The organism is Fictibacillus phosphorivorans, assembly GCF_001629705.1.
Taxonomy (GTDB): domain Bacteria; phylum Bacillota; class Bacilli; order Bacillales; family Fictibacillaceae; genus Fictibacillus; species Fictibacillus phosphorivorans_A.
On sequence record NZ_CP015378.1, the window covers coordinates 936,308 to 957,108 of the forward strand.

At 37.1% G+C, this 20,801-nt stretch carries 23 protein-coding genes; 19 read left to right on the forward strand and 4 right to left on the reverse strand.

The annotated features are described in order from the left end of the window. Nucleotides 1–22: 22 nt before the first annotated feature. The 9 genes from ABE65_RS04830 to ABE65_RS04870 all read left to right on the forward strand — a co-directional run bounded on the left by ABE65_RS04830 (nt 23) and on the right by ABE65_RS04870 (nt 6,176). A complete protein-coding gene (locus tag ABE65_RS04830; protein ID WP_066391936.1) occupies nt 23–775 on the forward strand; it encodes a sugar phosphate isomerase/epimerase family protein in 753 nt (250 codons plus the stop codon). Between the two features lie 14 nt (nt 776–789). Then, on the forward strand, nt 790–1,200 hold the full coding sequence (locus ABE65_RS04835) for a GNAT family N-acetyltransferase (protein WP_066391938.1): 411 nt from the start codon (nt 790–792) through the stop codon (nt 1,198–1,200). A 12-nt stretch (nt 1,201–1,212) separates the two neighbouring features. Further along, nucleotides 1,213–1,605 (forward strand): VOC family protein, encoded by a 393-nt coding sequence (locus ABE65_RS04840; RefSeq protein ID WP_066391940.1) that lies wholly within the window; start codon nt 1,213–1,215, stop codon nt 1,603–1,605. A gap of 152 nt (nt 1,606–1,757) precedes the next feature. Continuing rightward, complete coding sequence (locus tag ABE65_RS04845; RefSeq protein WP_066391943.1) at nt 1,758–3,431, forward strand: M3 family oligoendopeptidase; 1,674 nt, start codon at nt 1,758–1,760, stop codon at nt 3,429–3,431. Nucleotides 3,432–3,802: 371 nt separating this feature from the next. Beyond that, on the forward strand, nt 3,803–3,988 hold the full coding sequence (locus tag ABE65_RS04850; RefSeq protein WP_066391944.1) for a hypothetical protein: 186 nt from the start codon (nt 3,803–3,805) through the stop codon (nt 3,986–3,988). 181 nt (nt 3,989–4,169) lie between these two features. Next, on the forward strand, nt 4,170–4,922 hold the full coding sequence (locus ABE65_RS04855) for a gamma-glutamyl-gamma-aminobutyrate hydrolase family protein (protein WP_066391948.1): 753 nt from the start codon (nt 4,170–4,172) through the stop codon (nt 4,920–4,922). Between the two features lie 122 nt (nt 4,923–5,044). After that, complete coding sequence (locus ABE65_RS04860; RefSeq protein ID WP_066391950.1) at nt 5,045–5,377, forward strand: hypothetical protein; 333 nt, start codon at nt 5,045–5,047, stop codon at nt 5,375–5,377. A gap of 122 nt (nt 5,378–5,499) precedes the next feature. After that, nucleotides 5,500–5,760: a hypothetical protein gene (locus ABE65_RS04865; protein WP_066391952.1), complete on the forward strand. Its 261-nt coding sequence runs from the start codon at nt 5,500–5,502 to the stop codon at nt 5,758–5,760. 26 nt (nt 5,761–5,786) lie between these two features. Then, nucleotides 5,787–6,176: a gamma-glutamylcyclotransferase family protein gene (locus ABE65_RS04870; RefSeq protein WP_066399766.1), complete on the forward strand. Its 390-nt coding sequence runs from the start codon at nt 5,787–5,789 to the stop codon at nt 6,174–6,176. 62 nt (nt 6,177–6,238) lie between these two features. Here ABE65_RS04870 and ABE65_RS04875 read toward each other — a convergent pair whose 3' ends face one another. Beyond that, nucleotides 6,239–6,466 carry a DUF1797 family protein gene (locus ABE65_RS04875; RefSeq protein WP_066391954.1) on the reverse strand — a complete coding sequence of 76 codons (228 nt, stop codon included), beginning with the start codon at nt 6,464–6,466 and terminating at the stop codon, nt 6,239–6,241. A 134-nt stretch (nt 6,467–6,600) separates the two neighbouring features. Then, nucleotides 6,601–7,047 (reverse strand): OsmC family protein, encoded by a 447-nt coding sequence (locus tag ABE65_RS04880; RefSeq protein ID WP_066391956.1) that lies wholly within the window; start codon nt 7,045–7,047, stop codon nt 6,601–6,603. A 170-nt stretch (nt 7,048–7,217) separates the two neighbouring features. Between ABE65_RS04880 and ABE65_RS04885 the strand changes: the two genes are divergently transcribed. The 3 genes from ABE65_RS04885 to ABE65_RS04895 all read left to right on the forward strand — a co-directional run bounded on the left by ABE65_RS04885 (nt 7,218) and on the right by ABE65_RS04895 (nt 11,315). Then, nucleotides 7,218–8,249, forward strand: coding sequence for a hypothetical protein (locus ABE65_RS04885; protein WP_066391957.1), 1,032 nt, complete (start codon nt 7,218–7,220; stop codon nt 8,247–8,249). A gap of 50 nt (nt 8,250–8,299) precedes the next feature. Then, on the forward strand, nt 8,300–9,559 hold the full coding sequence (locus ABE65_RS04890; protein WP_066391958.1) for a hypothetical protein: 1,260 nt from the start codon (nt 8,300–8,302) through the stop codon (nt 9,557–9,559). A 235-nt stretch (nt 9,560–9,794) separates the two neighbouring features. Continuing rightward, nucleotides 9,795–11,315, forward strand: coding sequence for an MDR family MFS transporter (locus ABE65_RS04895; protein WP_066391960.1), 1,521 nt, complete (start codon nt 9,795–9,797; stop codon nt 11,313–11,315). 37 nt (nt 11,316–11,352) lie between these two features. Here the strand turns inward: ABE65_RS04895 and ABE65_RS04900 are convergent, their stop codons facing one another. Beyond that, the gene (locus tag ABE65_RS04900) at nt 11,353–12,003 is read right to left on the reverse strand and encodes a hypothetical protein (RefSeq protein WP_066391965.1); all 651 of its coding nucleotides are present in this window, start codon (nt 12,001–12,003) and stop codon (nt 11,353–11,355) included. 155 nt (nt 12,004–12,158) lie between these two features. On the opposite strand from ABE65_RS04900, the gene ABE65_RS04905 reads away from it, so the two are divergent. From ABE65_RS04905 to ABE65_RS04920, 5 genes are all read left to right on the forward strand, one after another. Beyond that, on the forward strand, nt 12,159–12,473 hold the full coding sequence (locus ABE65_RS04905) for a hypothetical protein (RefSeq protein ID WP_066391971.1): 315 nt from the start codon (nt 12,159–12,161) through the stop codon (nt 12,471–12,473). 163 nt (nt 12,474–12,636) lie between these two features. Continuing rightward, nucleotides 12,637–13,986, forward strand: a complete 1,350-nt coding sequence (locus ABE65_RS04910; RefSeq protein WP_066399768.1) for a hemolysin family protein — start codon at nt 12,637–12,639, stop codon at nt 13,984–13,986. A gap of 168 nt (nt 13,987–14,154) precedes the next feature. Next, a complete protein-coding gene (locus tag ABE65_RS21755) occupies nt 14,155–14,310 on the forward strand; it encodes a hypothetical protein (RefSeq protein ID WP_156499116.1) in 156 nt (51 codons plus the stop codon). A gap of 165 nt (nt 14,311–14,475) precedes the next feature. Then, nucleotides 14,476–14,721, forward strand: a complete 246-nt coding sequence (locus ABE65_RS04915; RefSeq protein WP_066391973.1) for a hypothetical protein — start codon at nt 14,476–14,478, stop codon at nt 14,719–14,721. A gap of 135 nt (nt 14,722–14,856) precedes the next feature. Further along, nucleotides 14,857–16,677, forward strand: a complete 1,821-nt coding sequence (locus ABE65_RS04920) for a PAS domain S-box protein (protein ID WP_066391975.1) — start codon at nt 14,857–14,859, stop codon at nt 16,675–16,677. 39 nt (nt 16,678–16,716) lie between these two features. Here ABE65_RS04920 and ABE65_RS21760 read toward each other — a convergent pair whose 3' ends face one another. Further along, the gene (locus ABE65_RS21760) at nt 16,717–16,872 is read right to left on the reverse strand and encodes a hypothetical protein (RefSeq protein ID WP_156499117.1); all 156 of its coding nucleotides are present in this window, start codon (nt 16,870–16,872) and stop codon (nt 16,717–16,719) included. 291 nt (nt 16,873–17,163) lie between these two features. Here ABE65_RS21760 and ABE65_RS04925 point away from each other — a divergent pair, with 291 nt between their 5' ends. Continuing rightward, nucleotides 17,164–18,912 (forward strand): alkaline phosphatase D family protein, encoded by a 1,749-nt coding sequence (locus ABE65_RS04925; RefSeq protein WP_066391977.1) that lies wholly within the window; start codon nt 17,164–17,166, stop codon nt 18,910–18,912. A 182-nt stretch (nt 18,913–19,094) separates the two neighbouring features. Continuing rightward, nucleotides 19,095–20,780 carry a metallophosphoesterase family protein gene (locus ABE65_RS04930; RefSeq protein WP_066391979.1) on the forward strand — a complete coding sequence of 562 codons (1,686 nt, stop codon included), beginning with the start codon at nt 19,095–19,097 and terminating at the stop codon, nt 20,778–20,780. Nucleotides 20,781–20,801 lie beyond the last annotated feature (21 nt).

Here is a 20,801-nt window from a genome sequence, read left to right on the forward strand (position 1 = left end):
TTTAAAAAGGAGAGAGATAAACATGAGAAAAATTGGATTGCAACTGTACTCCATTCAACAAGAAGCTGAAAAGAATTTATTAGGTACATTAGAGAGAGTAAAAGGAATCGGATTTGACAGTGTACAGTTTGCAGGATTGTTCGGAATATCTGCTAAAGAAGTAAAAAAGGTATTGGACGAAAATGCTTTAACTGTTGCTGGAGCTCATATTCCACTTCAGCAATTTTCTGGAGATGCTTTTAAAAAACAGATGGAAGATCAACTTATTTTAGAGAATGACTTGATGATCATGCCTTACTTAACAGAAGATGAAAGAAAGTCATTAGACGATTACAAGCGTGTAGCAGAGATGTTGAACGAAGCGGGATTAAGAAGCAAAGAGTATGGAATCCGTGTAGCTTACCATAATCATGATTTTGAATTTTACGAGCTTGAAGGTAAGATGCCGTTTGATCTGCTTTATCAAGAAACAGACCCTGACCTAGTCAAGATGGAGCTGGATACGTACTGGGCAAAATATGCTGGGTTTGAGCCTGAGGAGCTGCTTAATAAGTATCGCTTCCGTTGTGTATCCCTTCACCTCAAAGATATGGTAGAAAAAGACGGGCAAAAACAGAGCACGATCGCTGGAACAGGAATACTTGATATCGGCAGCTTCTTACGATTAGCAGATGAACAGAAAGTTGATTATTGCGTGATCGAGCAAGAACATTTTGAAGAAGATCTTCTTTCGGAAGTTGAAAAAGGTGTACAGAACGTTAAAGCACTTTTATAGAGGAGAACATAGTTGTGTTAGATGTTAAATTTGTTTCTTATATAGAAAGTAAGCATTTCGAGCAGATTCAAGAACTAAACAAACAAGAAGGCTGGACACAATTAGTAGAAAGAAACGAAGAAACAAAACAGGCTTGGAGTAAGTCCAATATAGCCTATGTAATCCTAAAGGACGACGATGAGGTAATAGGTTATACCCGCGGGCTTACAGATGAACATGTAACACTCTATATTTGCGAGATGCTGATATCGAAGCCTTATCGTGGACTAGGATTAGGTGGAAAGCTTTTGAACAACATCCAAGGGAAGAATCCAACAGCACGAATGGAGATGCTTGCATCCCGTACATCACACACATTTTATGAAGCGCAAAATTTCAGACCTTTTTATGGATATCGAAGAACGTATCAAGAATGTAAATTATAGGAGGCGTCTTTCGTGAGTGAAAAAGTAACGAGTATCTCTGCTATACAAAGCCACATCAATAATGTATTCGTGCATGTAACAGATCTTAAAAAGTCTGTAGCATGGTATGCTGATCTATTGGGAATTACGATAGATGTAAGTGACGTGGAATCACCTGTACATAATATTCCTGTAACAGGACAAACGGGATTATCTCTAGATGATCATACGTTTGATCCATCTTTCCACCGATCACCTGGTTCTGGTCCGATGTTTAATTTATTTGCACCAGACATTGATGCGGCTTACAAAGAACTTCAAGGAAAGGATATGAAAGTGATCCGTGAGATCGAGTGGCACGGTGAAGTAGCTTGGTTCAATGTAGAAGATCCAGATGGAAACGTAGTTATGATCTGTAATTGTTAATCAATAAATCATTGTTAGAACAAATGATCCTTACCCGTCCTTCATATGTACGAGTAAGGGTCATTTTTATCTATTTAAACAAATAACCATCTATCTAGTATTTTCCTATTTGTGGTAAAGTGAATAATAGAACGTTTTCGGGAGGAATCGAAATGAACGATCAGAAAATAAATGCACTAAAACAAGAGTTTGAGAATCTTGTAAGCGTAACCATTACTTCATTAAATGATCTTATGAATTTTTTAAATCAGCAAAAATCCATCTACGAAAAAGTAGAAGAAGAGATGCTTCGCCATTATATTGCCTTTCAATGTCAAAGTAATGATGAAGAGATTAAGAAGCAATTTGAATTTGATCAGCAACACATCAAGCCATTGTTTAAAAAGTACCAATCAATCCTGGATGAGAAAGTGTTAGAGTCACCATTTATGGCTGAACTGCCAGAAGATGAATTTGGAGAATATAAGAAGAAACTAAGAACACAATTTGCTCTATTTCAAGAAGCAAACTTGGAAATCGAAAAACAAGAGGATGCACTAACGAATCAATACTTTGAGATCACAGGAGGTCTATCTTCAAATTGGGAAGGTCAAGAAGTAACGATTAGTGAACTCTTTATTCATATTAGAGATTCAAAGCGTGATATAAGAGAAAAAGCGATGAAAGCTTTGTATGAACCTATATTAAAAGAAGAAGAGAAACTTCAAAGTATTCTTGATGAGTTGATTCAACTACGAGTGAAGAAAGCGGAGAACGCGGGCTTGAAGAGTTTTAATGATTATATGTTTAAGAAATATAATAGATTTGACTACACGCCAGAGGATTGTACAGAACTCGCTGAATCCATACGTGAGCATGTTCTTCCGATTACGATACAACTTCAAAAAGAGCACAAAGCTGAAATAGGTGTAGATGTATATAAACCATGGGATGTTCAGGCAGAAGCAATCGGTCGAAAACCATTACAACCTGTAAGTTCAGATGTAGAGTTGATCAACAAGTCAGCGAAAGTTTTGAGCGAACTTGATGTTACGTTCGGCTCTCTTGTTCATGAGATGAATGAGAAGAAGCTTTTTGATCTTACGAGCAGAAAAGGAAAAGCACAAGGTGGATTCTGTGAATCTTTACCTGAAACAGGGCTTCCGTTTATCTTTATGAACATGTCCAACACGGATAGTGATTTAGTTGTTTTTATGCATGAGATGGGGCATGCGATTCACGATCTATTAAAGAGCGATTTAGAATTATATGCTTATAAACAAATCCCAATGGAGTCTGCCGAGCTAGCTAGTATGAGTATGGAGCTATTCACGATGGACCGCTGGGACGAGTTTTACAAAACAGAAGAGGAGCTTAACCGAGCGAAGAAAGATCAGCTCAGAGGGGCATTGATGAGTCTTCCGTATATTATGGTCATCGATCAGTTTCAGCACTGGTTGTATCAACAGCCAAATCACACCTGGGAAGAACGTACAAAGAAGTTTGGAGAATTGAAAGATCGCTATGATGCTTCAATAGTAGATTGGAATGGGTACGAAGAATGGAAAGTAAAAGGATGGTTCTATACCCTTCATATATATGAAGTTCCTTTCTATTATGTGGAGTATGCAATTTCTCAACTTGGTGCTATTCAATTGTACAAAAATTACAAAGAAGATCCAGAGGGAACCATCAACAAATATAAAGAAGCACTGAAACTTGGAAGCTCTAAGTCGCTTCCAGAAGTTTATAAAACTGCAGGCATCGAATTGGATTTTTCATCTAATAAAATTGCAGAACTTATGGAGTTTGTTGCAAAAGAATTAGATCTGCTATCCGTCAGTTAAATAAGAAAGCAAATAATTAAAGAATTTAAATAATTTAAAGGGATTAAGCTTTATTAATAGAAATAATAGAATAAGGCGCACTTTATATATAAACCGTGGATTATATGATTAACCAATAAAGAGGTGTCCATAAATTCTTGTCATAACCGGTTGGTGAGAGTAGATAATTGAACTGCTGACATACCAATTCCGATATTGAGCCGGACTCTATTCCCAGTGAACAAAGGAGATTGTATGCTGGATTCTCAATAACGAGAGTAAAATATGCATGTTTTAACAACGATTTAGGATTCATTTTCCTAAGTAGGGGAAAATAAAGTTAAATGGCATATTGTTATGAGCATTTAATCGGAATACGAGGGGTGAGAGGTATGAGAAAACCCGATGACGAAAAATTATGGGACACAGGCACATCAGATTTCGAAGAAGGAGATAAGATCACCTTTCACAATACCGAGCAAGGTGTTGAGAAAACCTATACGGTGAAATGTGTGAAAGAGAATGGTGATGTAGAGCTTGTCTATTCTGTAAAAAAACCAAGACCACCAATGCAATAGCATAAACTATAAATAATGAGAACAGTTCACACATTTTCGTGAACTGTTTTTATTTTTTAAAACATGTGGTAGCAATGAATAATTGGTTAATAGTAATAGGAATGATAAATTATGGGTGTTTACGATTTAGATATTAAGGTAAAAGAGGATTGAACATTATTTTTTAGAGAGGAAGTATATTATGACTCAAAAGCCACTAATTGGTTTAACAAGCACGATTATGTCAATCAATACGATTGAAACTCAAAATGAAAACGTTGATACGATCGTTGTTTATAATAAATTTGCTGAAACGGTTAGAGACGCAGGAGGTGTACCCGTTGTCATTCCAATGGGAAAACCCGAAGAAGCTGAGTTTTACGCAAAAATGTGTGATGGACTGATTTTTACAGGTGGGGAGGATATCAGCTCTATCACTTACAACGAAGAACCTCATCCTAAGGCAAAAAAAGTTAACAAGCATCGTGATGATTTTGAGATTGAACTCGTGAAAAAAGCACGTGAGAATGAAAAAGCCATTCTTGCAATGTGTAGAGGCTATCATTTATTAAATGTTAGTTATGGTGGAACAATAATCCAAGACGTGGAGAGTGAGTTTTCAGACAGTATCAATCACTTTCAATCATCTGCATCGCGAACAGAACCTTCTCACACCGTAAACATTGAAGAAGATAGTAAACTGTATAAAATAGTTGGGGAAAAAGAGGTTGCCGTTAATAGCTTTCACCATCAAGCAATTGGTAAAGTCGGCAAAGGACTCCGAGTGGCAGCAAGAGCATCTGACGGTATAATTGAGGCATTAGAACTAGAAGATCAAAATAAAACATTCTTGCTTGGTACACAGTGGCATCCAGAAGAATTGAGACATGAAAATGAGAATATGATGGCGATCATTACTACATTTATTAACGAAGCGAAGAAAATTAAGGAATAGAGATCGAAACCTCCATAACAGGAGGTTTCTTTATTTATAAAGAGAGGGAAAGTGTATATAAGGAAACTTTTCTCGTGATATTCACGTAGTATAGAATAGAAATTACTTGAGGAGGCTGTCTCATGAATATATCGAGACTTTTGAAAATCATAACAGGCGGTATTGAAGCGTTCCTTGGCATCCCTTTCTTAGGAGGAGCGATCATTCTTGCTTCAGCATGGGGACCACTTCAATTCATGTTTGTTTTTCACTTAATTACGCTCATCATTTGTATCGTTCAAAAAGAGAGATTTACAGGTAGTGTATTAGGTCTTATTACTTCTATCGTGGGCTATGTTCCTGTAATCGGAATGATCATGCACATCGTGACTGCTCTTGTCTTATTCTTTGACGCTGCAAGAGGAAGCAGAAAGCGAAAGAACGAGCATGTCATTGATGTAAGAAAAGGATACTAAGGACTTATCTTTCATACTCCAGAAGCTTTCAGCCAAAACGGTGGTTGAAAGCTTTTTTTGTTGAAGAAAAATGTTACATTTATTGGAGAAAGAAAATATTATGAGAGGGGATGAAAAAGAGATTGGAAATCTTATACGTTCTTTTAATACAGATTGCTATCGCTTATTATTTGTTTGTTCAAGCACCGCTATATAATAAAGATCGGTGGCTGTGGGCCATACTAGGCTTTGTTTTTACTCTTTTCACGTTAAGTATTTTTCTAATTCTAACAAAAAGAAAAGCATTAGGTTGGATCCTATTAATAGTAATTATTCTTTCTTCAATAGCGGGAATTTTGTTTTTAAGTTTACTGGTCTGGGCTGTCTTTTTTTCAAAAGGGTAATGCTTAATGAAAATGATGGTGATTATATGAAAAAACATCTTGTGTTTGTTTACGGGACACTTCAAAAAGATGGAAGTAATGACCACTTCTTAGAGCATGCAACATACATAGAACAAAGGTGCTACGTCGAGGGACAACTATACGATACAGGTTGGGGTTACCCCGCATTAGTTCTGGACAAAGAGAGTTGGGTAATTGGAGAGTTATATGAAATATCAACGAGTGAACTAGAACAATTAGATGAACTTGAAGATTTTGTAGAGAACAGAGCAGATAACTTATATGACCGTATCTCTGTTACGGTTCATACTACAAATAGTAAAGTAGAAGCTTTCGTGTATATGATGAGAATTAAAAAAAGTCACTTTGTATCAATCCTTGAGAATGATTGGATCAAATATATACATAATCATTAAACAAAAAAAGAGGTCACCATCAACAGGTAGACCTCTTTCATTATAGTAAGGAGAAATCTTCTCTATTTAGCAATCAAGTTGTTAATACAATGAACAGCTGAGTCGACGTTATCAAACCGTTGAAGGGAGTTTGTTTCAATCTGGATTACTTCGAACGTTTGATCGTTCTTTAAATATTTAACAGAAAAAACAGCTGTATTGTTCTCACTAAAGGTGTGTGTAATATCAGATTCGATATACTGTTTGTTCTGCAAGTTCATGAGTATGTTTTTTACTTCTTGTTGGTTCATGATACATCGTCCCCTTTCTATTATGGGGGAACTTGTTAGGAACCCAAATAATAAAATTATTTTCCTTCCTTAACATTTATGCTAACATAAGTAATTTTGTAAGTACAGATAACGGAAGACCTGTTCTTCTAAAATCATCCATTTTTTATCGTCAAAATCGCTTCTACTTCGACATTACCCTTCAATGCTCGTGAAATCATACACGAATGCTCGGCTTTTGTGGCGAGTTTTTGAAGAAGTGTCGAAATGTCTTTTGACGGGTCATGTTTAATCGTGACGACCGGTCGATGAATAATCTTTTGATAGATAATGACTCCGTTCGTAACATCAACATATCCTTCTGATGTCATCTTCAAATCTATCTTCTCTATTTTACTGCGTTCCATCATGGCAGCGAGAGTGATGATATAGCAAGTTGCTGCTGCCCCTAGTAACATCTCATCGGGATTTGTGCCAATTCCAGGGCCATCCATCTCAGGGGGGATGGAAATCTTTGTTTGCAAATTCTGTGTTTCAATCGTTCCACTATCATTTCTTCCACCTGGCCAATGCGCATTTAGATTAAATACATGTTGTGCCACTATAAATCACCTCGACTTATTTCTTCTTTAAGTGTAAATCAACTCACCCTTTTCGTCACATTTTCTGTTTATTGTGTACAAAATGTAAAAAAATTTGTTTTTTGGTGATCCAAAACCGAGTTACCTTCGTTAGCTATTTGAAAACACTTACAGAAGGAGGTGATAACCAGGTGAAACGATTTGTACAATTGGTAGTATTCGCAGCTGGGATGAGTATTCCCGCGATCGTATCGGCGGATAGCGGAGGGATTCTTTCTCCGGTAACTAGTCTTACAAAAGAAACGACTGAAATTGTTGAAAGTGTTCCAGACAAAGTGAACATTTCTACTAAAGATCATTCTGTTTCTGACGAGGTTGTTAAACCAACTTTAAAAACCGTTACAACTATTGTGAAAGACACAACTCGTGCTGTCGACAGGGTGGATCAAACGGTTAACAAAGTTACCGAGACCGTAAAACCAGTAAATGAAGCGGTCAAAACGGTAACGAATACTGTAGACACGGTGAAAGAAATCGTGCCAACTGAAACGCTTAAACAATCTAAACCGATCGTGGATGTGGAGCTCTCTGAAAAACCATCAATAAAAGTTGATGTTGTAGATCAGGAGGTGAACGTTACAGTCCCTGTTACAACGGAAAAACCTCAAGTAGAGGTGAAGATTCCAGTTGTTTCAGAGATTGTTACTACTAAGCCGGAAGTTGAGGAAGTGGTCGAAGCAAAACCAGAACCAGCTCCTATCTCAAAACCAGTCACAGAACCTGTTGTAAAGAACAAACCGATAATTTCTGACAAAGTAAATGAGACAAATGATGTGAATTTACAAAAATCAGAAGCTGTTATGAAAAAAGAAATGATTAATATGGAAATAGAGAATCCCGTTAATACGGGTACGAGTGGAGATGTACTAAAAAAGAGCAGAGATCAAAAAGAATCTGAGTTGCCTATCAGGCATAAAACGAGTCCGGATTATCCGATAACTCAAATGCTAACACCATCATCACAAGGTGGACAAACTCCAACTAATTCGTCTAATGGTCCTATGACTTCTTCAAGCACAATTACATTTTTGGCCATTTTAGATGGTGGTCAAAGTGATACTCAGCTTGAAACAGGAGTTCGACTAGACGGGGGAGTTCGACACTATTATGATCAATGGCTAAATGCTCCACCTGGGCAACCACCACAATCTTTCTTCTTCTAAATTATATTTGGTAAAACAAAAATTTAAGAAGAAGAAGGAGAGAAAATAAAATGAAAAAATCAAACTTTATTAGAACATTTGCGATTACAGGTGCTGCGGCGGCAGGTTTATTCTTTGGAGGGAGCGAAACATTTGCAGATGAAGGTTCATCGAGTCTTAAAATCGGAACAGGCCTGATCAGTAACATTCAGCTTTCTGATAAAGATGATGAGTCTAATCTTAACTTAGATCTAGGTGCTGTTACAGGTATCGAACTAGAGAATTCAGATGATGATTCGGACAACAATAGCGTAAAAACAAACGTTGGTGCAAATGTAAATGCTGAAGCTTCCGGTGAAGAAGATGGAAAAGCTCAAGTAGCTACTGATGTAAATGCTGGAGTTGAAGCTGAGTCAAAAACTGAAGAACGTAGCGACGTTGCTAAAGCAAATGCGGCAGTTGGTACTGATGCTACAGTAAAGAGTTCTTCTGCTGATGATGAAAGCAAAGCGTCTGTAAACGCAGATACAAAAGTTGGGGTTGAAGTTCGTTCTAATGAAGAAGATAACAAAGATTCTAGTTCTCTAAATGCGGGTGCAGATGTTCAAGCAGCTGTCGAAACTCAAGATGAAAGAGAATCAAATACTACAGTTGATGCAAGCGCAGGTTTAACTGCAGGAGTAGAAGCAACTGAGGAAGACGAGAAGTCAAGTGCAAACGTAAATCTAGGTACAGATGTAATGGCGAACGTAACTTCTGAAGACGAAGAGAATAACTCTTCTGTAATGGCTGATGCTGGTCTATGGGCTGGAGTAGAAGCAACTGAGGAAGACGAGAAGTCAAGTGCAAACGTAAATCTAGGTACAGATGTAATGGCGAATGTAACTTCTGAAGACGAAGAGAATAACTCTTCTGTAATGGCTGATGCTGGTCTATGGGCTGGAGTAGAAGCAACTGAGGAAGACGAGAAGTCAAGTGCAAACGTAAATCTAGGTACAGATGTAATGGCGATGGTTATGACTGAAGACGAAGAGGATCGTTCTTCTATTGGAACTATGCTAAACACTGATACATCACTTTCACTGTATTCAGATGATGAGCTTGAGAATACTTCTCTTAAGTTAAATACTTCTCTTATTACAGATCTAATGAGTTCATATGATGAAGAGGGAGATCGTTCTTCTCTATTTTCTTCATTAGATTCTGGCCTTGAACTTGGACTTGAAGGCAATGACGAAGATCGTGAGTTGGATTTAAATCTTTGGACAGGCCTAATGCTTGGTGCAATGTATGATGGACAAGATCGTGAAGATTCTATCTTAGAACTTTAATAGAATAATAATCAAAGAGACGGCAGACGTGCTGTCTCTTTTTCTTTGGAAAGAAATAAGAATGTGGATAATCTATCAGAAATGTAAACTAACTATTTTTATGGGTTATTATGTAGAAAACACCATAAGTAAATGGAGAGAATTAGCGAAGGAAATAAATTGTTGGGGGACAGTCCCTCATGTATACTTAAGTTTATTAAGTATACATGAGGGTGTTAGATTAGGAGATGGCGCTATGGTGCATAAAGAAACAAATCTTAAGTTAGTTGTGGCTGGGTTATTGTTAGGTATTTTGATGGCCGCGATGGACAATACCATTGTAGCAACGGCGATGGGTACGATTGTAGCGGACCTAGGTGGTTTTGATAAATTTGTATGGGTTACAGGCTCTTACATGGTTGCGGTAATGGCTGGGATGCCCATTTATGGTAAGCTGTCCGACATGTATGGAAGAAAACGATTCTTCATTTTTGGTCTAGTGGTGTTTCTTATCGGTTCCGCTCTTTGTGGTCTTGCTCAAAATATGGAGCAGCTGATAGCGTTTAGAGCGATCCAAGGTATTGGTGGTGGGGCATTGATGCCGATCGCCTTTACGATTGTTTTTGATATTTTCCCTCCAGAAAAGAGAGGGAAAATGACAGGGCTTCTTGGAGCAGTATTTGGAACTTCAAGTGTTCTCGGACCATTGCTAGGGGCCTTTATCACAGATGCAATCAGCTGGCATTGGGTTTTTTATATTAACGTACCGATCGGTGCAGCATCGTTTTATTTGATCTTTCGTTATTATAAAGAAACGCTTGAACACCGCGAACAAAAGATCGACTGGTGGGGTGCCATCACACTTGTTATCGCAGTTGTTAGCCTAATGTTTGCGCTTGAACTTGGAGGAAAGACGTATGCGTGGGATTCAACGCAGATTGTAGCTTTATTTACAATTTTCACGGTCTTTTTCATCGTGTTCTTCGCAGTAGAACAAAAAGCATCAGAACCAATTATTTCATTTTGGATGTTTAAGAAGAGGCTATTTGCTACTTCGCAGATTCTTGGATTTCTATATGGTGGAACATTTATCATTCTAGCCGTCTTTATTCCAATTTTTGTTCAAGCGGTTTACGGTGGTTCTGCAACAAGTGCGGGATTGATCCTTACTCCAATGATGTTAGGTTCTGTTGCTGGAAGTATGATAGGTGGAATCTTTCAAACGAAAACAAGCTTCCGTAACCTCATGATCGTATCCGTTGTATCCTATTTCACGGGTATGTATATGTTGAGTGGTATGACACCAGATACTTCTAGAATGATGCTTACCTTGTTTATGGTGATTGTTGGATTTGGGATGGGCTTTTCGTTCTCCTTATTACCTGCAGCTACAATCAATAAGATGGAGTTCCGTTACAGAGGTTCTGCCAACTCTACGAATGCCTTTTTACGATCATTAGGTATGACGCTCGGAGTAACCATTTTTGGGGCACTCCAAAATCGAATTTTTTATGAGAAGATCAGTGAGAATCTAAAAGGCTTTGCAGGGCAAGGTGCGGCAGCTTTTAAAGAGATCGATCCACAAAAAGTATTTCAAGCAGGGGAGCGATCTAAAATACCTCCTGAAGTGTTAGATGGAATAACAGCATCAATGTCTGCATCTATTACGACTGTTTTCACTTATGCTTTGATTCCTATCGTTATTTCAGCTGTAGTCATATTGTTTATGGGGAATGAACGGGTAGAGACATCAAAACAAAATATAAAGGCAAAATAAAAAAAGAGTTTGGGAAGAGAATATCCCAAACTCTTTTTTATGCAGCAGAAGCTGATTTCTTTTCTTTCTTTGGAGCAATCGTATATGACAAAGATACAATAATATCAATAGCAAGAATCAGCGCCCAAATCCGTGTAATATTATTAGCCACATCGTTTTTGTAGAACAGATCTGTATCTGTTGTGTCATACCAATCTTTTAAGAGTGTGTCTATATGTATGGAAGAAACAGCATCTGAGAGGCCGAACAATAACAAGAAAACACACTGTGCTGTGATAAATAAAAAAATGTGTTTATAAAGATTTTTTCTTTCTTGCTTCGCATGTTGCATTCCGTACAGTGGTTTTGAATCAGGTAGGTCAGGTTCTGGTAATCTACGCATCTTGGCGACCTTTCGCTGTATAAAGCGATCTAATTTTTGAAAATCACTCTTTCCATACAAAAACGCATAAGCGATCACGATTAGAATAATGATTTGATAGGAAGAGAATTTTCCTGTTCGTAAGTAATCAAAATATCCCATCGCAGCAATCCATAGGTCATTTAAAAGAAAAAGAACGAAGAATGCCATGCTTAATTTTTTTAGATTAAACCAATAACGTACGACTAAAAATGATAAGGTTGATACCCAAAATACAGTCTCTGCCAATATGAGAAATACCCACTTATGTTCTAAAACAAAATCCATTCGATGTTCATCCTTCCTCTGATGAATGTAAAACAGTTGATAAACCATTCTTAGAATAACACTTAAAAATGGTTAAGTCTCCCATATTTAGTATCATTTTTCTTTATCATTATGTGATAATGAACAAGAATAGAAAATTAAAATGGAGTGATACCATGTATTCAGATACAGCCTCTGAATTACGAAGCATACGTAAGACAATGATTGTTTTGGGAATCTTATTATTATTTGTAATCGGGTCGATCAATAACAATGAAACTGAAGAAGTTGAGGATGAAGATTATGCTGAGGTGACAACGAACGTACAAAATCAATTAGTCCCGTTAGGTAACGGGTATTTTGGCCTATATTCAAACCTTGACGAAACAGATTCAGATCCTGAGATGAAGATTTATTATTATGACGAGAAAGAGAATAAACTTGTATTAAAAAAAGAAGAAGATTTAGACACTGTAGAAATCTCAGAATAATCTAAGGTTAGAAAAGTAACTGTAAAATACAAGTAAGTTGTTTTATTAAGTAAGTTCTTCAATTATATGATATACTTTTTCTTAATTATTAAAATTTAAAACACTTAGGAGGTGACAACTTATATTCCAGTAACTTGGGGTATAAGGAGTCTTTTTGGACAGTTTGACCTTATTGAAATTACTTGCAGTAGCCGTACTTATTCTACTAACCGCTTTTTTCGTAGCAGCAGAATTTGCGATTGTTAAAATTCGTAAATCAAGAATTGATCAACTAGCTGAAGAAGGTAACAAACGAGCGATTGCAGCACAAAAGGTTATTTCCAACCTTGACGGATCACTCTCAGCCTGTCAGTTAGGAATTACAATTACAGCTTTAGGATTAGGTTGGTTGGGTGAACCTACGGTAGAAGCAATTCTCGGTCCTGTATTTGAACAAATGGATTTAAGCCCGGCAATTGTTCACACATTATCATTTGCAATTGCTTTTGCATCCATTACTTTTTTACACGTTGTTCTTGGTGAGCTTGCACCAAAAACAGTAGCTATTCAAAAAGCTGAAACCATTAGCTTATTGTTATCACCTGCTTTAATCGGATTCTATCGAGTTATGTATCCTTTCATTTGGTTCTTAAACGGAAGTGCTCAGCTTCTAGTAAGAATGTTTGGTCTAAAACCAGCTTCTGAACATGATATGGCACATACCGAAGAAGAACTTCGTTTAATCTTGAGTGAGAGCTACAAAAGTGGTGAGATCAACAAATCTGAGTTCAGTTATGTGGAAAAGGTATTCGAATTTGATGACAGAACTGCAAAAGAGATCATGGTCCCTCGTACTGAAATGATATGTCTTTATGAAGACAATTCAGTTGAAGAAAACATTAATATAATCGCAGAAGAAAAATATACACGTTACCCTGTTGTAGGGGAAGATAAAGATAATGTTCTTGGTATGGTAAATGCAAAAGAAGTATTTTTTGACTTGATTAAAGGAAAGAAATACCCTCTTGAACATTACATCCGACCGACATTGAGTGTGTTTGAAAATACACCGATTAAAGAAACGCTTTTAAAGCTTCAGAAAAAAGGCTTTCATATGGCTGTTTTAGTTGATGAATATGGTGGCACAGCTGGTATAGTTACCATTGAAGATATTTTGGAAGAGCTTGTTGGTGAAATACGCGATGAGTTCGATGAAGATGAATCTCCAATGATACACGCGGTCAGTCCAAACGTGAAGCATTTTGACGGTAAAGTCTTGATCGCTGAAGTGAACGACATCTACGGATTACAAATTGATGATAGTGAGCTTGATACGATTGGTGGATGGGTGCTTTCTCAAAACTCTGAAATACAAGAAGATCAGGTCATTACTTATGATGATTATGATTTTAAAGTGATTGAAATTGATGGTCACCAAGTGAAAAAGATTGAGATTACAAAAAGACTTAATCAAGATGAGATCAGTTCTTCACCTCAAGAATTAGAACACAATTTAGTTGAAAAAGAAGCGTAATCAAGAAGAGACCAGTCTTAACAGAATGGTCTCTTTTTTGTTTATTTTTTAATATGAGGCAGGGAACAAATGAATGAAAGGAGGAGATACTTTTAAAATCCATTACTATTCAATTAGAATATGATGAAAGAACCTTTCAAGAATCACAAGATATAAGATATATAAAAAATGTTGGAAGAAAAACTTTCAGGTACAGATTTAAAAGTGGTTTCTGTATCTCCGACTTCAGGTTGCAAAGCAATTGATATCATGAAGGACAAAGATTCTACAGGAGCTGGTGGACAAACTTCTCCTGACAATGAAAAACCACCAAATAGAAACTGAGACGGGATTTCCCGTCTTTTTTCTTTTATCCTTCTAATTTCCCAGGAAATCGACTTAAATTGACAGAATATATTGACAAATTAATAGTGATTATTTACTATTTAAATAACTAAACTTTTAAGACAAAAGTAAAGGAGATGGAAGAATTTAAGGAGGTTGAGGGAGATGATAAGCGTGCCGCAATACCGATTTATCCGTTTGATAACTGGAAATGAGATATTAGATGTTGATATCTTTCTCTTCACAGACAAAACAACTGTTGTGGTTAGTATGCTTTATTACAAACATGAACATATCATCATGTCCTCTCAGACAGCTCCTGATCGAAAAACTGCTTTGAAAAATGCCTTTCATGCTTTCTATGAAACGAAATTCATCTACGATCAAAAACATTTATCAGCTATAAATTAAAGGGATCGTATGATTGATCTTTAAATAGTAAGAATATTTTTGAAAAAATATCTTTATTTGCAAAAGGACATATGTTTATAATTTAGGTAATCATGAACGAAACGTTTTGATTAACGTTTTTAATGGAGGGTGGGTATGGAAACTTCAGATGGTCAAGTATTAAGAGACAGCCTTTTCATTAACCAAATGAAAACATATGCCAATCAATTTGAACATTCTGAAACACCTTTTCTTATCCAGAAAAATCGAACGTGGGTTTACGTAAATCCTGCAGCTAGAAAAATTTTAGAAGCGGAAGAAGATATAATTGGTCAGCCCATATGGAACAACCTGCCTAACGATTTACATTCCTTAGTAGAAGAAAGAATTAAAACATGCGACATGGGAATTGCTCCTAAGCCTAGTGAACAAACTTGGATCACTCAAAAGGGTAACCTTGTTCGATTAGAGGTAATTGGATTTCCCCTATTATTCTCATCACACGCCACACAAATCATTATTCGTAATTTAACTCAGCAGCACCTTGAAAAGAAAGAGACCCTTGATCATTTAAAGCTTATTACAGAAAATATGATAGATATCATAGGTATTGTTAGTCGTGAAGGAATCTTTACCTATTTAACACCATCCTATTTTTTAGTAACGGGATATACAGAAGTTGAAGCAATTGGAACCACGCCCTTTAATCTTGTTCATCCTGAAGATCGAGACAGAGTCATACGTGAATTTACTCGTATGATTTTAGAACATGTACCTGTTACGATTGAATACAGATATCTAAAAAAAGATGGCGTTTATATTTGGTTGGAGTCGAAAGGGACGCCTATCAATCATAAAAATAACCAATCTGCTATAGTAGCGTCTCGAGACATTACGAAAAGAAAACAAGCAGAAGCTGCGTTACGAAAGAATGAGTTTAAGCATCGCATCATTCTTGATCACAGCAATGATTTGATCTGTTCAGTCGATACTGATGGAACGTATTTATACGCTTCACTTTCTTATAAGAGTATTCTAGGGATCGAGCCCAATTTATTGATTGGCACAAATGCCTTAAACTGCGTTCACATGGAGGATCATGAGAGTGTAGGAGAATATATAAAATCAGTCGCTGCGCTGGAAAATCCTCTTCCTCTCATATATCGTAAGATGCATGCTTCAGGTCACCCCGTCTTATTAGAAGGTAAAGGAATGCCTATGGTGTCTGATGAAGGAGAGATCGAGGGTATCGTTTTTATCTCTCGCGATATTACAGAAAAGAAAAAAGCAGATGAATATATACGAAATAGTGAGAAGCTTGCCGTGTTAGGCGAACTAGCCGCAGGTGTTGCTCATGAGATCAGAAATCCACTCACATCCATCAAAGGTCTGTTTTCTTTAATGAAAAATAGCGAGATCGATCAAAGTAAACTCTTTTTATACAATGATGTGATCTGTGATGAACTGAATCGGATCGAATCGATCGTTAATGAGTTCATGGCGTTAGCGAAACCAGATGCAACACAATACAGGAAGAAAGTAAACATCATTCAGCTTCTTCAAGACACTGTAATGTTATTAACGTCTGAAGCTAATCTGTATAATGTTGAGATTCGTTTATTATTTAAAGAAAAAGATCTTTTTGTCTCATGTGAAAAGAATCAGATTAAGCAAGTATTTGTCAATGTCATAAAAAATGCGATTGAAGCTATGAATAATGGTGGAATCCTCACGATAGCGATTGAAGAAACAGCAGATCAAAAAGTAAAGCTGATCTTTGTAGATAATGGAATTGGAATCGAAGAAGAGCGATTAAAGAGCATTGGCGTTCCATTCTTCACCAATAAGGAAAAAGGAATAGGCCTCGGTCTTACAGTTAGTAATAAAATTATTACAGAGCATAAGGGAGATTTGAAAGTAGAAAGTTATCCTGGAAAAGGAACAACCGTTTCAATCACTTTACAAAAAACAGAATAGACTAGAGGAGACTGAACTCACCCATGAGAGTTCAGTCTTTTAAATGCCGTCAAATAGTTTGAAAACACTTCTTCCAAGAAGTCTGATCAGCCATAGGATCAGTTCAGGTATAACTAATAATAGATCCATCATAAAGTCTAGCCATGTGTATGTTTCATTCGTCTGCTTCTTTTTCTTTTTACGCCTAAGTGCCATTTAGCCATCACCTTTACCTTTGATGAAGATAAAAAACGTTTACTTTAACTAGAATTATATTTATGAAGTAAAGATTTTATAAAGAAGAACAGGACATTTGAAGCATAAGATTGTATTTTAAAATGTGATGAAATACAACCGCCACAATTCTTCGTTTTTTTATGGATTATAAGATTAGTAAGTTGTTCCTATAAGTAATTTTATATACGTTTACATAAAAAAATAGTTTCTTAATATTTCCACTCTATAATGAACGAGTAATAAATTCATTTAAAAGGGGTTGCATCAAGCATGGATGAAAGACCGATGGATGAATGGATTAAGAAACTCACGGAAGACAGCTTAAAAAAAAACAAATTGGATCGCAGAGCGTTTCTTGCAGGTGCCGGAAAGATTGCAGGAATTTCACTGGGGCTCACAATTGCTCAATCGTTAGGCAGTTACGAAGTGAACGCAGCACCAACCTTTAGAAATTATCCGTTTACACTAGGTGTAGCTTCAGGTGATCCTTTAGCAGACAGCGTTGTTTTATGGACAAGGTTAGCGCCAGATCCGTTAAACGGTGGTGGGATGTCCAATCAAGCTGTACCCGTAAAATGGGAGATTGCAGAAGATGATAGATTTAAGAAGGTTGTACAAAAGGGAACAGAACTAGCACGTCCAAATCTGGCGCACTCTGTACACGTTGAAGTAGATGGTCTTAAGCCAAACCACATATATTACTATCGATTTAAAAGTGGGTATGAGTATAGCCCTGTAGGAAGAACGAAGACTCTTCCTAGAAAAGGTGCGAATGTAAAAAGCATGACATTTGCATTTGCATCTTGTCAGCAGTATGAACATGGTTTCTTTACCGCATATCAGCATATGTCAGAAGAAGATTTGGATTTTGTTGTTCACTTGGGTGACTACATATATGAATACGGACCTAATGAATATGTATCACCTTCTGGCAATGTTCGAACACATAGCGGTCCTGAGATTATGACACTCGAAGACTATCGAAACAGACATGCTCAGTACCGTTCTGATGGGAATTTAAAAGCAGCTCATGCAGCATTTCCTTGGGTGGTAACGTGGGATGATCATGAAGTAGAGAATAACTATGCAAACATGATCCCTGAAAAAGGACAGTCTGTTGAGGCGTTCGTAAAACGGCGTGCTGCAGGTTATCAAGCCTATTACGAACACATGCCACTTCGTCGTTCATCATTACCACATGGGGCGGATATGTTGCTCTATCGAGATTTTACTTATGGAAACTTAGCAATGTTCAATGTTATGGATACACGACAATATCGTGATGATCAAGCGAACGGAGACGGTAGTAAACCGCCTACTCCTGAATCTCAAGATCCGAATCGAACCTTAACAGGAACTGAGCAGGAAAGCTGGTTGCTTCGTAATCTAGGAAATTCTAAAGCGCATTGGAATGTTTTAGCTCAGCAAGTATTCTTTGCACAAAGAAATTATGGTACAGCTGATGCTCCTCGCCTGAGTATGGATGCATGGGACGGTTACACGGCATCTCGTGAACGGATCACAAATTTTATACAATCAAAGAATTTAAATAATGTTGTTGTATTAACAGGTGATGTACATGCGAGCTGGGCGTGTGATCTAAAAGTGGATTACAATGATTCATCTTCCAATGTAATAGGAGCTGAATTTGTTGGAACATCCATTACATCTGGTGGGAATGGTGCTGATAAGCGTTCTGATACAGATAAAATATTAGGATTGAATCCTCATATTAAATTCTTTAACGATTATCGAGGCTATGTTCGATGTACGGTGACACCTGAAGAGTGGCGTGCTGATTATCGAGTCGTTCCGTTCGTAACGTCACCAGGTGCTGCAATATCTACACGTGCTTCATTTGTCTATCAAAAAGATCAGAATGGTATTCAGCAGGTTGGAGCAGCAGCTGTTGCAGAAGGAGTTAAGGTCTCTCGTGAAGTAGAAGAAGATCGAAACCGTGCTCATGGTATAGCGCATGAGAAGCAGATGAAGAAATCCGGGGTAAAAGCGGGTCAATAAAATTAGGAGAGGGGGATGGAAAGTTATAATTCATCCCTCTTTTTGTTTGGTCGGTATATGTCTAACGTGCTTGTATTTACAGCGTGATCTTAACAATGATTAACTTATCTGTAATCAAGGATTTATATTTTATAAATATACTTTTCATGTAGGATTAACATCTTGATAGGAGAGAGAATAAAATGACGAATTCCTTTGATGAACAGCACCCAGACCAAAAATCTAAGATTACGCGTAGAACGTTTATTGAACGCACAACAAAGGTAGCAGGACTTTCCCTAGGGTTAACTTTTATAAATCCAATGACCTCACTAGACGTGCTAGCTGATCGTGGTAAAAAAATGAGTCGCAAAAAGCCAATACTTGTTTTTCCAGTTGTCAGTGATGTACATATGAATGAAACGTCCGATCAAACCTTCAATAAATTTAAAGAGACTCTCAAACAATTAAATCAACTCGTTCCTAAGCAAGATGCATTTGCTGTTGTAGGCGACTTAACAGACAATGGTCTAGTACCGGAATATGAGAAGTTCAAAACGGCTTATGAAGCAAATAAACAATCAAAAGCTGTTTCGCTGATCGCGATCGGAAACCATGATTATTGGAACGGTTTACCAGAGGCTGATGCACAAAAACGTTTTTTAGAAGTGACTAAAATGCCGGCAATCTACTATCACAAGATTATCAAAGGGTATCATTTTATTGTGCTTGGGACTGAGGACGGGGTGACAGAGGGTACGTTCTCTGTTAAACAAATCAAATGGATGTCTGAAAAGTTAAAGCAAGCACATACCGATGATCCGAAGAAACCCATCTTTGTTTTCCATCACCAGCCGATAAAAGATACCATGTACGGAAGCGAGTGGGGCTTTACGGCAAACAGAGATTTATTTTATGATACGTTGAAAAAATATCCGCAAGTCATTACATTCTCAGGCCACACACACTATCCATTAGATGATCCTAGAATTATTCACCAAAAAGATTTTACAACGATCGGTACTTCAACTGGCGCGTATCTGTGGCTGGACGCTGGTCGTATTCAAGGAGAAGTTCCTGAAGGAGCAGATATTCTAAACCAAGCTTTAATCGTTGAAGTGTATGAGAATCAAGTGATAATAAAACGCCGTGATATCCATAATAATGATTGGACAGGTGAACCGTTTGAAATTAGTGTTCCTGCCAATAAGAATAGTTTTAAATATACGGATGCTAGAAAAGATAAAAAACGACCATTTTTTACGAACGATGCAATGCTTTCTATTGCGAACGACATGACGACAGCTACTAGTCTTTCAATTATGTTTACACAAGCAAAAGACAATCTACTCGTTCATGATTATAAAGTAATCGTTACCAACTTAGAGACTAAAGAAGTGGCGAAAGAATATTTAGGCTTTTCCGAGTTCTATAAAGATCCAGTCCCTAATCCTGTAATTCTTAATCTTGAAGGATTAGCACCATCTACAACTTATGATATAGAGGTGTTTGCACTCGATGCATATAGCAATATCAGTACAAATTCAATCACGGCCATAGGTAGAACAAAGAAAGGTGAGCCAATAAAAATCACATTATCAAAAGACAAAGTAAGCAGTATAGAGGAGACATTAGATGTGGTTGTGGAAGGAGTTAGAGCTCCTAAGAGTGACTGGGTGGGTTTGTATGAAGTAAACGAAAATCCAGGTGAGGTGGAATCGATTTGGTGGCAGTACACCGAGGTTAGTGGTGGAACATGCAAATTTACGTTTAATCCGAAAAATAATGTAAATGCAGCACGATACAAACAAGGATCTACGTATAAAATGGTTTACTTCTATGGAAGCGGTTATGAGACAGTAGCTTCTGCGACATTTAAGGTTGAGTAGGATTGAGTAAGAAGAGTGCAC

Coding starts and splice junctions, on each gene's coding strand:
- ABE65_RS04830 (WP_066391936.1), top strand. CDS start 23: ATGAGAAAAATTGGATTGCAACTGTACTCCATTCAACAAGAAGCTGAA.
- ABE65_RS21755 (WP_156499116.1), top strand. CDS start 14,155: ATGTTGGAAGAAAAACTTTCAGGTACAGATTTAAAAGTGGTTTCTGTA.
- ABE65_RS04860 (WP_066391950.1), top strand. CDS start 5,045: ATGAATATATCGAGACTTTTGAAAATCATAACAGGCGGTATTGAAGCG.
- ABE65_RS04925 (WP_066391977.1), top strand. CDS start 17,164: ATGGATGAAAGACCGATGGATGAATGGATTAAGAAACTCACGGAAGAC.
- ABE65_RS04930 (WP_066391979.1), top strand. CDS start 19,095: ATGACGAATTCCTTTGATGAACAGCACCCAGACCAAAAATCTAAGATT.
- ABE65_RS04855 (WP_066391948.1), top strand. CDS start 4,170: ATGACTCAAAAGCCACTAATTGGTTTAACAAGCACGATTATGTCAATC.
- ABE65_RS04850 (WP_066391944.1), top strand. CDS start 3,803: ATGAGAAAACCCGATGACGAAAAATTATGGGACACAGGCACATCAGAT.
- ABE65_RS04900 (WP_066391965.1), bottom strand. CDS start 12,003: ATGGATTTTGTTTTAGAACATAAGTGGGTATTTCTCATATTGGCAGAG.
- ABE65_RS21760 (WP_156499117.1), bottom strand. CDS start 16,872: ATGGCACTTAGGCGTAAAAAGAAAAAGAAGCAGACGAATGAAACATAC.
- ABE65_RS04915 (WP_066391973.1), top strand. CDS start 14,476: ATGATAAGCGTGCCGCAATACCGATTTATCCGTTTGATAACTGGAAAT.
- ABE65_RS04870 (WP_066399766.1), top strand. CDS start 5,787: ATGAAAAAACATCTTGTGTTTGTTTACGGGACACTTCAAAAAGATGGA.
- ABE65_RS04905 (WP_066391971.1), top strand. CDS start 12,159: ATGTATTCAGATACAGCCTCTGAATTACGAAGCATACGTAAGACAATG.
- ABE65_RS04920 (WP_066391975.1), top strand. CDS start 14,857: ATGGAAACTTCAGATGGTCAAGTATTAAGAGACAGCCTTTTCATTAAC.
- ABE65_RS04875 (WP_066391954.1), bottom strand. CDS start 6,466: ATGAACCAACAAGAAGTAAAAAACATACTCATGAACTTGCAGAACAAA.
- ABE65_RS04890 (WP_066391958.1), top strand. CDS start 8,300: ATGAAAAAATCAAACTTTATTAGAACATTTGCGATTACAGGTGCTGCG.
- ABE65_RS04895 (WP_066391960.1), top strand. CDS start 9,795: ATGGTGCATAAAGAAACAAATCTTAAGTTAGTTGTGGCTGGGTTATTG.
- ABE65_RS04845 (WP_066391943.1), top strand. CDS start 1,758: ATGAACGATCAGAAAATAAATGCACTAAAACAAGAGTTTGAGAATCTT.